Origin of the sequence: Shimia biformata, assembly GCF_016888515.1 — a bacterium.
GTDB classification, from domain to species: Bacteria; Pseudomonadota; Alphaproteobacteria; order Rhodobacterales; family Rhodobacteraceae; genus Shimia_A; species Shimia_A biformata.
The window spans coordinates 160,331-175,191 of sequence record NZ_JAFEJK010000002.1 but is presented as its reverse complement, the minus strand read 5'-3'; the positions used below and the strand labels follow the sequence as shown (position 1 = coordinate 175,191).

At 62.0% G+C, this 14,861-nt stretch carries 14 protein-coding genes; 9 read left to right on the top strand and 5 right to left on the bottom strand.

Going from position 1 to position 14,861, the window contains the following annotated elements; translation table 11 throughout:
* The first annotated feature begins 3 nt into the window (after nucleotides 1-3).
* The 8 genes from JQ863_RS16065 to JQ863_RS16030 all read left to right on the top strand — a co-directional run bounded on the left by JQ863_RS16065 (nucleotide 4) and on the right by JQ863_RS16030 (nucleotide 7,689).
* Nucleotides 4-1,476, top strand: a complete 1,473-nt coding sequence (locus JQ863_RS16065; RefSeq protein WP_204115347.1) for a TadA family conjugal transfer-associated ATPase — start codon at nucleotides 4-6, stop codon at nucleotides 1,474-1,476.
* A 6-nt stretch (nucleotides 1,477-1,482) separates the two neighbouring features.
* Nucleotides 1,483-2,451, top strand: a complete 969-nt coding sequence (locus JQ863_RS16060) for a type II secretion system F family protein (protein ID WP_204115346.1) — start codon at nucleotides 1,483-1,485, stop codon at nucleotides 2,449-2,451.
* A gap of 14 nt (nucleotides 2,452-2,465) precedes the next feature.
* Nucleotides 2,466-3,443 carry a type II secretion system F family protein gene (locus JQ863_RS16055; RefSeq protein ID WP_204115345.1) on the top strand — a complete coding sequence of 326 codons (978 nt, stop codon included), beginning with the start codon at nucleotides 2,466-2,468 and terminating at the stop codon, nucleotides 3,441-3,443.
* A gap of 120 nt (nucleotides 3,444-3,563) precedes the next feature.
* Nucleotides 3,564-4,094, top strand: coding sequence for a tetratricopeptide repeat protein (locus JQ863_RS16050; protein WP_239113501.1), 531 nt, complete (start codon nucleotides 3,564-3,566; stop codon nucleotides 4,092-4,094).
* Nucleotides 4,095-4,124: 30 nt separating this feature from the next.
* Nucleotides 4,125-4,976, top strand: a complete 852-nt coding sequence (locus JQ863_RS16045; RefSeq protein WP_204115343.1) for a tetratricopeptide repeat protein — start codon at nucleotides 4,125-4,127, stop codon at nucleotides 4,974-4,976.
* A gap of 3 nt (nucleotides 4,977-4,979) precedes the next feature.
* A complete protein-coding gene (locus JQ863_RS16040) occupies nucleotides 4,980-5,474 on the top strand; it encodes a prepilin peptidase (RefSeq protein WP_204115342.1) in 495 nt (164 codons plus the stop codon).
* A gap of 124 nt (nucleotides 5,475-5,598) precedes the next feature.
* Nucleotides 5,599-6,906: an ATPase gene (locus JQ863_RS16035; RefSeq protein ID WP_204115341.1), complete on the top strand. Its 1,308-nt coding sequence runs from the start codon at nucleotides 5,599-5,601 to the stop codon at nucleotides 6,904-6,906.
* 87 nt (nucleotides 6,907-6,993) lie between these two features.
* Nucleotides 6,994-7,689: a CDP-alcohol phosphatidyltransferase family protein gene (locus JQ863_RS16030; RefSeq protein ID WP_204115340.1), complete on the top strand. Its 696-nt coding sequence runs from the start codon at nucleotides 6,994-6,996 to the stop codon at nucleotides 7,687-7,689.
* On the opposite strand, the gene JQ863_RS16025 is transcribed toward JQ863_RS16030, so the two are convergent.
* Entirely contained in the window at nucleotides 7,667-8,512 is an 846-nt protein-coding gene (locus JQ863_RS16025; RefSeq protein WP_204115339.1) for a DMT family transporter, read from the bottom strand. The genes JQ863_RS16030 and JQ863_RS16025 overlap by 23 nt on opposite strands.
* A complete protein-coding gene (locus JQ863_RS16020; protein WP_204115338.1) occupies nucleotides 8,509-8,967 on the bottom strand; it encodes a methylated-DNA--[protein]-cysteine S-methyltransferase in 459 nt (152 codons plus the stop codon). Before JQ863_RS16020 ends, JQ863_RS16025 begins: the two co-directional genes overlap by 4 nt.
* Between JQ863_RS16020 and JQ863_RS16015 the strand changes: the two genes are divergently transcribed.
* A complete protein-coding gene (locus tag JQ863_RS16015) occupies nucleotides 8,951-9,328 on the top strand; it encodes a hypothetical protein (protein ID WP_204115337.1) in 378 nt (125 codons plus the stop codon). The genes JQ863_RS16020 and JQ863_RS16015 overlap by 17 nt on opposite strands.
* 64 nt (nucleotides 9,329-9,392) lie before the next feature.
* On the opposite strand, the gene ileS is transcribed toward JQ863_RS16015, so the two are convergent.
* From ileS to JQ863_RS16000, 3 genes are all read right to left on the bottom strand, one after another.
* A complete protein-coding gene (gene ileS / locus JQ863_RS16010; RefSeq protein ID WP_204115336.1) occupies nucleotides 9,393-12,302 on the bottom strand; it encodes an isoleucine--tRNA ligase in 2,910 nt (969 codons plus the stop codon).
* A 266-nt stretch (nucleotides 12,303-12,568) separates the two neighbouring features.
* On the bottom strand, nucleotides 12,569-13,531 hold the full coding sequence (locus JQ863_RS16005) for an NAD(P)-dependent oxidoreductase (protein WP_204115335.1): 963 nt from the start codon (nucleotides 13,529-13,531) through the stop codon (nucleotides 12,569-12,571).
* Nucleotides 13,532-13,642: 111 nt separating this feature from the next.
* Complete coding sequence (locus JQ863_RS16000; RefSeq protein ID WP_204115334.1) at nucleotides 13,643-14,788, bottom strand: alpha-D-ribose 1-methylphosphonate 5-triphosphate diphosphatase; 1,146 nt, start codon at nucleotides 14,786-14,788, stop codon at nucleotides 13,643-13,645.
* Nucleotides 14,789-14,861 lie beyond the last annotated feature (73 nt).

The window sequence follows — 14,861 nt, the reverse complement described above, 5'->3', positions numbered from 1 at the left end:
CCGATGTTCTCAAGATACAAAAAGAACGAACCCGCGAAACCTGCCCTGGCCGATACCCAGCGTGCAGGTCGTCCGGCAAAGAACGCAAAACCCGCCCCCGCCCCGATCCCCGAGGCAGAGGCCGCTCCGGTCGAAAAACGCATTCTGCGCAAGCCGATGCCGACCACAGCGGCCCAGGCCAATGCCGCCGACAAAGAGCGCAAGCGCAAGGAGCGGCTGTCCGAGATCAAGCTCGAGCTGCACCGGGAACTGCTGGACAACCTCAACCTCTCCGCGCTGGAACACGCCAGCGAATCCGAGTTGCGCGCCGAAATCAGCGCCATTGCCGGCGAGGTGCTTCAGGAAAAGGCCATCGTCCTCAACCGAGAGGAACGCACCGCGCTGAACCAGGACCTCTATGACGAGGTGACGGGCCTTGGTCCGCTTGAGGCGCTTTTGAAGGATGAAACCGTCTCGGATATCCTGGTGAACGGTCCGCAGCAGATCTTCGTTGAACGTAACGGCAAGCTGCAACTGAGCGACATCACCTTCAAGGACGAAAAGCACCTTCTCAGGATCATCGACAAGATCGTCTCGGCCGTGGGTCGGCGGGTCGATGAATCCAATCCCTATGTCGACGCCCGTCTTCAGGACGGCTCGCGTTTCAACGCCATGGTGCCGCCGATTGCCGTCGATGGCTCTCTGGTCTCGATCCGTAAGTTCAAAAAGGACAAGCTGGGCATCGACGACCTGGTGCAGTTTGGCGCCTTTACCGAGGAAATGGCCGCCTATCTCCAGGCCGCCGTCGCCACCCGGCTGAACGTGATCGTGTCGGGCGGGACGGGTTCCGGTAAGACGACCACGCTGAACGCGCTATCGTCCTTCATCGACAATGCCGAACGCATCCTGACCATCGAGGATACGGCCGAACTTCAACTGCAACAGACCCACGTGGGCCGGATGGAAAGCCGCCCACCGAACGTCGAAGGCAAAGGCGAGGTATCGCCCCGCGACTGTCTGAAAAACGCCCTGCGGATGCGCCCCGACCGCATCATCGTCGGCGAGACGCGCGGCGAAGAGGTGATCGACATGTTGCAGGCCATGAACACCGGCCACGACGGGTCGATGACCACGATCCACGCCAACAGTGCCCGCGACGGGGTCAGCCGTCTTGAAAACATGATCGCCATGGCCGGGATTGAGATGCCGATCAAAGCCGTGCGCAGTCAGATCGCCTCGGCTGTGAACCTGATCGTGCAGGCATCGCGCCTGCAGGACGGCTCGCGCCGGATGACCTCGATCACCGAGATCACCGGCATGGAAGGCGACGTCATCTCGATGCAGGAAGTGTTCCGCTTCCAGCGCACCGGCATCACGCCGGACAACAAGATCGTCGGACATTTTACGGCAACCGGCGTCCGCAGCCACTATTCCGAGCGGTTCCGCATGTGGGGTTACGACCTGCCGCCGTCCATCTATGAACCCACAGTGGGGTAAACAGTTATGCCTTTCAGCCCAGAACTCATCATCTATGGCATGATCTTCATCGGCGTCGTCGTCCTGGTCGAGGGTGTCTACCTGACCGTCTTCGGCCGTTCGATCAGCCTGAACAACAAAGTCAACCGCCGGCTCGAGATGCTCGACAAGGGGGCCAAGCGCGAAGACGTGCTGGAACAGCTCCGCAAGGAAATGGCCCAGCATGGCAAGGCGCGGTCGATCCCGCTTTACTCGCTCCTTGCGTCCAAGGCGCAGAAAGCCGCGATTGCTTTCACGCCGCAACAGCTGATTATGATCATGGTCGGCCTGTCGGTCTTTGCCTTCATCGGCCTGACCATCGGCACCCAGTCCACCCCCACTATGAACGCCATCATGTCGGTCGGCATGGGTGTAGGCGGTGTCTATTTCTGGGTCAGCCACAAGGCCGGCAAACGCCTTTCGATGATCGAGGAACAGCTGCCCGATGCCATCGAACTCATGGTGCGCTCGTTGCGCGTCGGTCACCCGTTTTCCTCGGCGATCCAGGTCGTCGCACGCGAGGTCGACGACCCGCTGGCAACCGAGTTCGGCATGATCGCGGACGAGGCCGCATATGGCCGCGATGTCGGCGAGGCGCTGAAGGACATGGCCGAACGGCTCGACATGCAGGATTTGCGCTTCCTTGCTGTCGCCGTGACCATCCAGCAGCAATCCGGTGGTAACCTGGCCGAGATCCTTGAAGGTCTGTCCAAGGTGATCCGCGCCCGCTTCCGCCTGTTCCGCCGGGTCAAGGCGATCACCGCCGAAGCGAAATGGTCAGGCAAGTTCCTGTCGGGCTTCCCGGTCGGCGCGCTGATCGTGATCAACGTCGGCGATCCGCATTACTATGACGAGGTCAAGGACCACGCCCTGTTCATCCCCGCCTGTATCGCGGTGGCGGTGTTCCTGGCGGCCAACCTCTTCGTCATGCGCATGCTGACCAACATCAAGGTTTAAAAAGGAGCCAACCCATGCTCGGAAGTGTTTTCGATTTCCTGACCGGCCTGCTTGGTCCTTTCGGCCCGCTGATCGTTGTCGGCATGCTCGGGATCCTGCTGATCCTGATCACCATTCCCTTGATGCTCAAGGAACGCGATGATCCGCTGCAAAAACTCAAGGACGCGCGCGAAGGCAAGGTCAACAAGCGCGCCCAGAAAGCCGAGCGCAAGGAAAAGCTGCGCCGCGCGTCTGCCAATGAGAAACTGGCGAAATACAAGGCCTTCCTCGAACCGAAATCGGAAGAGGAACTGGCCGGTATCAAGCTGAAGCTGATGCAGGCCGGTTATCAAAGCCGTGACGCGGTGCGCGCCTTCTATCTTGCGCAGATGGCGCTGGGGATTGGCGGTCTGATCCTGGGCGTGTTCTATTTCGTCTTTGTTAAAGGCACCGAAGGCGCCACCACGCAGGATACGCTGATGTGGGTTCTGGGGCCGGGTGCGGCGGGGTATTTCCTGCCCAAATACTGGGTCACTCGCCGGGTCGAGACCCGCAAGGAAGAAATCACCCAGGGCTTCCCCGACGCGCTGGACATGCTTCTTGTCTGCGTCGAGGCGGGTCAGTCCCTGGACCAGTCGATCGTCCGCGTCGCCCGCGAACTGCGCGCCTCTTACCCGTCGCTCGCCGACGAGTTCGAGATCGTCAGCTACGAGATGAAGGCCGGCAAGGACAAGGCACAGGTGCTTGGCGACATGGGCGAACGCTGCGGCGTGCCGGACGTGGCCTCGTTCACAACCGTGATGATCCAGTCTGCCGCCTTTGGTACGTCGATTGCCGAGGCGTTGCGGGTCTATGCCGGTGAGATGCGCGACAAGCGCGTGATGCGGGCCGAAGAGGCCGCAAACAAGTTGCCAACCAAGATGACACTTGCCACAATGATGCTGACGGTGCCGCCGCTTCTGATCATTCTGGTCGGACCCTCGGTGCATTCGATCACGCAAATCGGGCAGTAGGTTCTTGAATATATGATCCCAATCCGCGTTCTCAGGCGTTTCGACACATTGTCACGAAACGACGGTGACACGAAACGCGCGGAACGGGCCCCATCCCGAAACACCTTGGGAACCTTATTATTGATAAGCCTTCTGGCCGCCTGCAACTCGGGCGGCCTTTCGGCGTCAAAAGACAGCCCCTATGCGCCGGATGTCGACAGCAGCGGACAATCCGTTGACGGCATGGTGGTCGGCCACCGCCTGATGGCCTCGGGCCAGTATGAACTGGCGCTCGAGGCGTTCTACCGCGCGGCGGCCAACAACGGAATCGACGCCGAGGTTCTCAGCGCCATCGGCACGGCGAACCTGTCTCTTGGGCGGTTGGGCCAGGCCGAGGACAACCTCAGGGACGCGCTGGACCATGACGAAAGAAGCCCCCAGGCGTGGAACAATCTTGGAGTAATATTGGTGGAAAAGGGCGAAATTCCCGAAGCGGTACAATGCTTTGAGCGCGCGTTTGCGTTGGACAATGGCGAAAGTGACTCAATCCGCGACAATTTGAGGTTGGCACTCGCAAAAATGGAAAAAGCCCCGTATGATGAGGAAGATGAGCAAGAGTACAAATTGGTGCGGCGCGGTGGCAGCGATTATCTGATCCGCAAGGCGCCGTAATCAGGCGAGAGCAGTAAAGGACGCAATACGATGCGCCATCCTCTTCTTGTAACCCTGTGTCTGTCAGGCGCTGTTGCGCTTTCGGCCTGCGGCGAGTCCTCCGAACAATCGGTCGACCGGGCCCTGCAATCCGTGAACGCCGTGGACGATGCCGACCTGAGCGATGTTATGCTTTCGGTGGCCGACGCCAATGAAGCGGTTGAATATTTCAAAAGGACATTGGCCGAGAAACCCGGCAGAATTGATCTTCAGCGGGGTCTTGCGATCTCGTTGGTGCGCGCCAAGCGCTTTACCGAAGCGGTCCCGGCTTGGCAAAACGTGCTGAAGAACGCCAAGTCAACCAATGACGACCGCGTCGACCTTGCCGATGCCCAGATCCGGGCCGGCCGCTGGGAAGATGCCGAAAAGACGCTGGACGCAATTCCCCCGACGCATGAAACCTTCAAGCGCTACCGGCTTGAGGCCATGATTGCCGACAGCAACAAGGAATGGAGCAAGGCCGATCATTACTATGAAACCGCCGTCGGGCTGACCACCCGCCCGGCCGGGGTCATGAACAACTGGGGCTATTCCAAGCTGTCACGCGGTGATTTCGCAGATGCCGAGCGGCTATTCGGCGAAGCCGTACGTCAGGACAACACCCTGTTCACCGCCAAGAACAACCTGGTTCTGGCGCGCGGCGCGCAGCGCAAGTATACGCTGCCGGTGATCCCGATGGACCAGACCGAGCGGGCACAGCTTCTGCACACGATGGCGCTGAGCGCGATCAAGCAGGGTGACACCGAAACCGGCAAGCAACTGCTGCAAGAGGCGATCGACACCCATCCGCAGCATTTCGAATCCGCCGTCCGCGCGATGCGCGCACTCGAAGGCACCGGCTGATCTATGCAAATCACCGCGTTTTCGGCAGCGGCCTTTCTGCCCTTCGTGCTGCCGATCTGTTTCTATGTCGCATGGTCGGACATGCGCGCGATGAAGATCACCAACATGTCGGTGATCGTGCTGGCGCTGGTCTTTTTGGTGGTCGGGCCCTTTGTCCTGCCCCTTGAGGTCTTTGGCTGGCGTTTGCTGCACCTCGTCGTCGTGCTTCTGATCGGCATGGTGCTGAATGCCGGTGGGCTGATCGGCGCGGGCGACGCCAAGTTCGCCGCCGCCGCCGCCCCGTTCGTTGCCTTTGGTGACATCCGGCTTTTGTCCGTGATCTTCGCCACCACGCTTCTGGCCGCCTGGGTCACCCACCGCGCCGCCAAGTATTCGCCGGTGCGCCGTATGGTTCCGCACTGGGAAAGCTGGGATCAGGGCTGGGACTTCCCGATGGGGCTTGCGCTTGGCGGGACACTGGCGATTTATCTAGGCCTGGGCGCGGTTTACGGGGTCTGACCCGACCCTGCCTGTCCCCTTATTCTATGGCGTGAAGTCGCGGGATCGCACCTTTCGCGCCACAAATTTGCCGGGTTGCCCCCCTAGTCTGAACCCAAACCGGGTTTTACGTGGGACAAGACCGATGAACATGCACGCCGCCAATGTGATGGCCCCGCCACCGCCACGCCGGATGGAAGAAATGCAGCTTCCAACGGTGATGATGCGCGACATCCTGTTGAAAACCATGTTCCGCAAGAACGTGGACATGGTCAGCGACGTCTCCAAGGCGATCTGTCTGCCGACCGCCGTGACCCAGGAACTGATCGACATGGCGCGCGGCCAGCGCCTTCTTGAGGCGACCGGCACGCTGAACGCCAACAATGGCAACGAGATGGGGTATCAGCTGACCGACGCGGGCAAGGCGCGGGCGCTGGATGCGCTTAGCCAGTCGGAATATTTCGGCGCCATGCCGGTTCCCCTCGATGTCTATCGCGAACAGATCAAGCGCCAGTCGATCCGCAACATTCAGGTCACCCGCACCCAACTGACTGAGGCGATGGGCCACTTGATCCTGCCCGACAGCCTGCTGGACCACCTCGGCCCGGCCGTGTCCTCGGGCCGCTCGATCCTGATGTACGGCCCGCCGGGCAACGGTAAATCCTCGATCTCGAACGGCATCCGTGACGCGATGGGCGACAAGATTTATGTCCCCCGCGCGATTGAATATGCCGGTCAGGTCATCACCGTTTATGATCCGATCGTGCATTCCGCGGCCGAGAATGACTCCGAAGAAGGCGCCGGTCTGCGCCGCGTCGCCAAATACGACAGCCGCTATGTCCGCTGTGACCGCCCCACCGTGATCACCGGGGGTGAACTGTCGCTGTCGATGCTGGATCTTGTCTATAACCCCACTGCGCGCACCTATCAGGCGCCGCTCCAGTTGAAATCCACCGGCGGCATTTTCATTGTCGACGACCTTGGTCGCCAGGAAGAACCGCCGCAGGCGCTGGTCAACCGCTGGATCGTGCCGCTGGAGGAAAACAAGGACATCCTTGCCCTGCAATCGGGCGAGAAATTCGAGGTGCCATTTGACACGCTGGTGATCTTCTCGACCAACTTCCACCCGAACGAGATCTTCGACCAGGCCGCCCTGCGCCGGATCTTCTACAAGATCAAGATCGACGGGCCGAGCCAGGAAAACTTCCTCAAGATTTTCGCTCTGGTCGCCCGCAAGAAGGGCATGCCGCTGGACGAGGACGCGCTGATCCACCTGTTGAAGGTGAAATACCCCGAGATCAACAACGTCTATGCCAACTATCAGCCGGTCTTCCTGATCGACCAGATGATCGCCATTTGCGAATTCGAAGGCATCCCCTACCAGATGTCACCAGAGCTGATCGACCGCGCCTGGGCCAACATGTTCGTCAAGGACGAGGTCATTGTGAAGTGACCGCGGCCAGCGCCGCACCCGATACAATCCGGACCAGGGCCACGCCAAACTGTTGCGTGGCCTTGTGTTTTCCGGCATGACAGGCGGATGACCTCACGCCACGCCGCCCTTGCCGTCCACCTGCTCACCGCCACTGGCGCGGTTTTTGCCATGCTTGCGATGCTGGCTGCCGTCGACCAGAACTGGAGCCTGATGTTCCTCTGGCTTGTCGTCGCCTTTGCCGTGGACGGGATCGACGGACCGCTGGCGCGGAAATATGACGTCAAGAAAAACGCGCCCGAGTTCGACGGCGTGCTGATGGATCTGATTGTCGATTACCTGACCTACGTGTTCATTCCCGCCTTCGCCCTGTTCAAATCGGGGCTGATGGATGGCTGGACCGGCTGGTTCGCGATCATCGTCATCACCTTTGCAAGTGCGATGTATTTTGCCGACACCCGTATGAAAACCAAGGACAACTCGTTCTCTGGCTTTCCCGGATGCTGGAACATGGTGGTGATCGTCATCTTCGCGGTCGAGCCGAATTTCTGGGTCAGCCTGACCATTGTTGCGGCGCTGGCCGTGGCCATGTTCCTGCCGTTGAAATTCATCCACCCGGTCCGCACCGAACGCTGGCGCGCGCTGTCGCTGCCGATGGCGCTGGCCTGGACCGCGTTCGCGGGCTGGGCTGCCTGGGTTGAATTCCACCCGGAAAGCTGGGCGTTGTGGGGGCTGGTCGCCACCAGCATCTACCTGATGCTTGCCGGGATCGCGCAGCAGGTCATCCCGGCGAAAGCCGGCTGATCGCGACCCCCGCCAGGATCAGCGCCGCGGCAAATGCCTTGGTGCCATCCATGCGGTCCTTGAAGACCAGCCACCCTATCAGCACCGCAAACAGGATCGAGGTTTCGCGCAAAGCCGTGACAAGCTGGATCGGCGCCTGCGTCATCGCCCAGACCGCGATTGCATAGGCTCCGTAGGATGCGACCGAGGCCGCCCCGCCAAGCGCCCATGTCCGCGCCGTTGCCCGCAACATATGTGTCCCGGTGGTCGTCAACGCGACCGAGCCATAGATCATGCCATCCAGCGCGAACATCCACGCGACAAAGGTCACCGCGTCGCCGTCTACCCGCGCCCCCAGCCCGTCGATCACCGAATAGCACGCCGTCGCCACGGCCGAGCCGATGGCAAAGGGCAGCAGCCGCCGCTCTTCGCCTCCGGTGAACACGCCGCGCGACATCATCACCACACCCAGTCCAAGAAGACCGATGCCAAGGTAGTCCAGCGTCGAAATCGCATCCGGCAACAGCACCACGCCGCCCAGCGCCACCAGCATCGGCGCCGCACCTCGCGCGATGGGATAGACCCGGCTCAGGTCGCCCTTGGTATAGGCATAGGCCAGCAGGAATTTATAAAGCGAATGGACCGCCCCTGACGCGATCAGCCACGGCCAGACCCCGGCCGATGGAAACGGGCGCAAAAGCGCGATCGTCAACCCAAGCGCCCCCTGAACCAGCGTCATGATCAACATCGCCTGAAGCTTGCCCGCGTCCAGCTTGACCAGTGCGTTCCATGCCGCGTGCAGGAAGGCCGCAAACAGGACGGCAAGAAAGACACCAAGGCTCATATCAGGAACCCGCCCGCCCCCTCGTGGCGCAACAGGGCGACCTTGGTCTCGACTCCGCCCGCGCCGGAAAACCCGGTCAGCGCACCATTTGCGCCCATGACCCGATGGCACGGGATAATGATCGGGATCGGATTGCCCCCACAGGCCCGCCCCACCGCCTGCGGCATCGCCCCAAGCTCTGCCGCGATCTCGCCATAGGTGCGGGTCTCGCCAAAGGGGATGGCGGCAATTGCGGCACAGACTGCCTGTTGAAAATCCGACCCTGCCACCTGCAGCGGCAGGTCGAACTGCGTCAGTGTCCCGGCGAAATAGGCATCAAGCTGCCGGGCAGCCTCTTGCAGCACAGACGCATCGCTGTTTCCCGCGCCCCCCCAGTCCAGCGCGACGATCCTGTCCGCCTCGGCGCGCAGGATCAGATCCCCGACCGGGCTGGAAACTGTGAGTTGCTCAACCATTCGCCGACTGTCGCTTGCAATCCCGCCATCCGCAAGCCACCTCGGGCTGGTCGTGGCGCTGGACACGCTTCCCGACCTGACGGTCTTTGCCACCGTCGATGACGCCTTTTCCGGGTTTGCCACGATCACTGCATCCGTGACGGGCAACGACGCCCCGATAGGTGAAACCGAAAGCATTGGTTTCCCAGCGGACACTCTGACCCTGTTGAGCGGAGGCGATGCATCTGGCACCCTGACCGACATCCTGATCGGCGACGACACTGGCGAGAAGTTCAAGACCGGCGCGGGCGATGACCTGATGGGCGTTTCAGCGCATCAACTGGATGCCGGCGACTTCATCTTCGATGACATGATGGTGTAACCCGGCGGCCGCCAAAAAAAAACGCGCGGCCCGAAAACCGCGCGTTTTCTTGTTTTTCAATGTCTTACCCCAGCGCCGTGTCGCACCGACCGCAGACGCCTGGGTGGGAATGGCTGCCCACATCCGGCAGGATCTTCCAGCAGCGCTGGCATTTCTCGCCCTCGGCCTTTTCAAACACCACGCCGACACCCTCGGCATCTGGCATGCGGAAGGCTTCCGCCGGGATCGGATCGCCGCTCAGGATCACGTCCGAGGTGATGCAGATATCGGCGAAGTTCACCGATTTCAGCGCCGCCAGAACGTCATCGTCGCGCACATGCACAACAGGTGCCGCCTCAAGCGAGGCACCGATCACCTTGTCGGTCCGCTGCACCTCAAGCGCGGCTGTCACCACCCGGCGCACACCGCGCACCTTGGCCCATTTCGTCGCCAGCGGCTCGTCCAGCCAGTCGGCGGGCGTGTCCGGCATGTCGACCAAGTGAACCGAAGACGTGTCACCGGGGAACCGTTCCAGCCAGACCTCTTCCATGGTGAAGACAAGGATCGGCGCCAGCCATGTGGTCAGGCGGTGGAACAGGATGTCCATGACGGTCCGCGCCGCGCGGCGGCGCTCGGTGTCGCCATCGCAGTAAAGCACGTCCTTGCGGATGTCGAAATAGAAGGACGACAGGTCCACCGTGGCAAAGTTGAACACCGCGCTGAACACGCCCTGGAAGTCAAACGCCGCATAGCCGGTGCGGACCTTGTGATCCAGCTCTGCAAGACGATGCAGCACCCAGCGCTCAAGCTCGGGCATGTCGGCGGGTTCGACCCGGTCGGCCTCGGTGAAATCCGCCAGCGCCCCCAGCAAATAGCGCATCGTATTGCGCAGGCGACGATAGCTGTCGGCGGTCCCCTTCAGGATCTCCGGCCCGATCCGCTGGTCGGCGGTGTAATCGGTCTGCGCCACCCACAGCCGCAGGATATCGGCGCCATATTGCTGGACGATTTTCTCTGGCACGATGGTATTGCCAAGCGATTTGGACATCTTGTTGCCCTTCTCGTCCAGCGTGAACCCATGCGTGACCACGTTGCGATAAGGCGCGCGTCCCTTAGTGCCGCAGGCCTGCAACAGCGAGGAATGGAACCAGCCACGGTGCTGGTCGGTGCCTTCCATGTAAACGTCGGCAATCCCGTCCACGGTCCCGTCGGGGCGGTCGCGCAGCACAAACGCGTGGGTCGAACCAGAGTCGAACCAGACGTCCAGAACGTCAAACACCTGCTCCCATTCATCGGGGTTGTAGTCGGGCGCAAGGAACCGTTCTTTCGCACCTTCCGCATACCAGCAATCCGCGCCCTCTTCCTCGAAGGCGGCGACGATGCGGGCATTGACCGCCGGGTCCTGCAACAGGAAACCCGGATCACTGGGCAGCGCGTCCTTGCGGGTGAAGCAGGTCAGTGGCACACCCCAGGCACGCTGGCGCGACAGCACCCAGTCTGGCCGGGCCTCGATCATCGAGAAAAGACGGTTGCGGCCCGACTGCGGATGCCATTTCACCAGCTTGTCGATCGAGTTCAGCGCACGTTCGCGGATGGTGTCGCCCATCTCGCCCATGCCGTCCTCGATGTCACGGTCCACGGCGGCAAACCACTGCGGCGTGTTGCGGAAGATGACCGGCGCCTTCGAGCGCCAGGAATGCGGATAGCTGTGCTTGACTCGCCCCCGCGCGATCAGCGCGCCAACACCCGCCAGCGCATTGATGACAGCTGTGTTCGCGCCGCCTTCCTTGCCCTTCGGGGTGATGATGACCTCGCCGCCGAACAGCGGCAGGGTTTTGCGGAACGACCCGTCCTCGACCACGTTATGGGTCATCTCCAGCCCGTGCTTGACGCCAAGGATAAAGTCATCGGCACCGTGGCTGGGGGCAGTATGGACAAACCCCGTACCGGCGTCGTCGGTCACATGGTCACCCGGCAGCATCGGCACGTCATAATCCCACTCGCCTTCGCCACCCTCGACCCCGCGCAGCGGATGCGCGCAGATCAGCAGGTCCAGCTGTTCCGCCGTGACATCGCGCTTGCGGATGAATTCCTCGACCTTGGCGGTTTTCATCACCTCTTCGGCCAGGTTGTCGGCCAAGATGTAATGATCGCCTTTCTGCGCCCAGTTGCCCTCGGGCGCGGCAGTCACCTTGTAAAGGCCATAGGACAGCGCCGGGTTGAACGCGACCGCCCGGTTCGACGGGATGGTCCAAGGCGTCGTGGTCCAGATCACCACGTTCACCCCCAGAAGGTTCGACCGCGCCCCGGTCGCCTCGACCGCACGCACGACCGGGAATTTCACCCAGATCGTGTGGCTTTGATGCTCGTGATACTCGATCTCGGCCTCGGCCAGCGCGGTCTTCTCGACCGGAGACCACATCACCGGCTTCGACCCCTGGTAAAGCGTGCCGTTCATCAGGAATTTCATGAACTCTTCCGCGATCACCGCCTCGGCGTGATAGTCCATGGTCAGATAGGGGTTTTCCCAGTTGCCGGTGATCCCCAGCCGCTTGAATTCCTCGCGCTGGATATTCACCCACTTGTCGGCAAAGGCACGGCATTCCTGGCGGAACTCGACCACGTCGACCGCATCCTTGTCCTGCCCCTTGGCGCGGTACTGCTCTTCGATCTTCCACTCGATCGGCAGCCCGTGACAGTCCCAGCCCGGCACGTAACGCGCATCAAACCCCATCATCTGGTGGCTGCGCACGATCATGTCCTTGATCGTCTTGTTCAGCGCGTGGCCGATATGCAGGTTGCCGTTGGCATAAGGCGGTCCATCATGCAGCGTGAACGGCGTGCGGCCCTGTTTCTCGCGCAGTCGGTCGTAAACGCCGATCTTCTCCCAGCGCGCCAGCCAGTCGGGTTCGCGCTTGGGCAGCCCCGCGCGCATCGGAAAGTCGGTTTTCGGCAGGTTTACGGTATTCTTATAGTCGGGTGTCTCGGCGCACATCTGTGGCGTCCTTCATCAGTCGGTCGGTTCTGGGAAATGGGTCGGCGCGGTATCCCATACGCCTTGTCCCGGCGGCTCGTCTTGGTCAGAGCGCCGGGCATGTAATTCGAATAATGATCGCGACAAAAGCCATCATGGATCGCCTTATAGGACTGCCCCGCCGCCCCGTAAAGCATCAAACCGCCGCTTCCTCTTGCCAAAAATACCTCGGGGGGAGTGTCACAAACCCCATTTGTGACCGGGGGGCGGCGCCCCCCTCCCCGACTTCAGCCCGCGCCCGGTGCCCGACCCATCGGCACCACCTCGTATCCCGGTTCCTCGGGTTCGTCATCGACCATCTCGGGCGGAAAACCCGGCGCGGTGATATCAAGCCCCGTCGCCTCTTCCAGCCGCCTGATGATATCGTCGGATTGCGCCCGCTCGCCGTAACGCGCAATCCCGTCGGCGAAGATCGAGATCATCAGCGGGCTGATCTCCAGCGGCACCCCGGCACGGTCCGCGATCTCTTGAAACAGGCCGATATCCTTTTTCACAAGGTCCATGGTGAAATTGATGTCCCGCGATCCGTTCAGGATCACCTGGCTTTCGGTCTCATGCACGAAGGACGTGCCGGAACTGATGCGGATCGCCTCGAACGTGGTGTTCAGGTCCAGCCCCGCCGCCTTCATCGTCACCAGCGCCTCGCAACAGGTCAACAGGTTCGCCGTGGCCAGATAGTTCGTCATCACCTTTAGCACGCTGGCCGATCCCAACGCGCCAGTGTGCAGGATGCGCCGCCCCATGATGGTCAGAAACGGCAGAATCCGCTCAAACGTGGCCCGGTCGCAACCCGCAAAGATCGAGATATTGCCCGTGTCCGCCCGGTGGCAGCCGCCCGACACCGGGCAATCCACCGCCGCGCCCCCCTTCGCGATCACCTCGGCGCCCAGCCGTCTGACCTCATCGGCATCGGTGGTCGACATCTCCAGCCATGTCTTGCCCGGCCCGACCTCGGGCAGCATCGCGTCAAGGACCGCGGCAGAGGCGGCCGGGGATGGCAGGCATGTGATGACCACATCGCAGGCGCGCATCAGGCCCGCAGGCGACTCCGCCACCCCTGCCCCGCGCGCGGCGAAATCCGCCAGCTTGCCCGCGTCCAGATCGTGGACCACAAGGTCCACCCCATTCCGCAGCAATGATCCCGCCAGCTTGCCGCCGACATTTCCCAAACCGATGAACCCGACTTTCATGACTTGCCCCTTGTTTCGCGATCTCGGGGTCAAGGCTGCGGCAGGTGCGGCGCCGGGTCCGTTCTGAAAACGACATGTCACGCGGTTCGCCGCGGATACCGGTGCGCCGCCTTACCCGACCTGACGCCCATGCGCCCAGACGCCACGCACCACCGGCGTGTGCGGCGGCGCGCGGTGGACCCGGACCAGATCGGCATGAAGCCCAAACTCAAGCGCCCCGCGATCCGTCAGCGACGCCGCCTGCGCAGGGGCGCGGGTCACGGTGGTGATCGCCCGCGGCACGTCCCCCCAGATATCGGCCAGCGCGAAGGCCGCCGTCATCAACGACCCCGGCACGTAATCCGACGACAGGATATCCAGACAGCCGTCCCCCGCCAGTTCATGCGCGGCAACATTGCCGGAATGCGACCCGCCCCGGATCACGTTTGGGCCGCCCATCATCACAGCGATACCATGCTCCTGACAGGCACGCGCGGCCTCAAGCGTGGTCGGGAACTCGGCCAGACGAACGCCGTGCCCGGCACTGACTGCCACCTGTTCGGCCGTGGTGTCATCGTGGCTGGCCAGCACCGCACCCAGCCGGTGCGCGGTCTCGACCGCTGCCGCTTCGTGACGGTCGCCCAGACGGTCGCGCGTGGCAACCTGGGTGGCGACATGGTCCTCGAACTCGGCATCCGTCAACCCGTGCTTGCCGACGATGTAGTCCTTCAGTTTCGAAATATCGCGGAACTGCCGCTGCCCCGGAGTATGATCCATGATCGACACCAGCCCGACCCGATCTTCGGGCCCGAATTGCGCCAGTTCGTCAATCAGCGTCTCGGAACAGATCTCGGCCCGCAGGTGCAGGAAATGGCTGATGCGCAGGACGTTGCGGGCGCGCACCTCAAGCAACTCGCTTGCCAGCGCGCGGGCATAGGCGCGATAGTCGGTCCGGGTGTTCGACACGACCGAGCCGATGCGCATGGCATCAAACACGGTGGTGATGCCGACACTGGCCAGTTCGCCGTCATGGGCAAGGATCGCGGCGGTATGGGGCCAGTCGACCTTGGGGCGCGGCTGAATGTGGCGTTCCAGGTTGTCGGTGTGCAGCTCGATCAGACCGGGGATCACAAGATCGCCGTCACAATCGATCGCCCCCGCCACCCGGCTGGGGCCGGGGTCGATTGCCGCGATGCGGCCATCGCGCACGGTAAGGGTTCCGTCGATCACCTCGTCCGGCAATACCAGCTGCGCATTTGTCAGGATGAAATCAGTCATGGGTCGTTCCGTCTGTCAGACCACCCGAATGCCATTTCTCCGTCACCGAATTGTGACAGATCATGTATAGGCG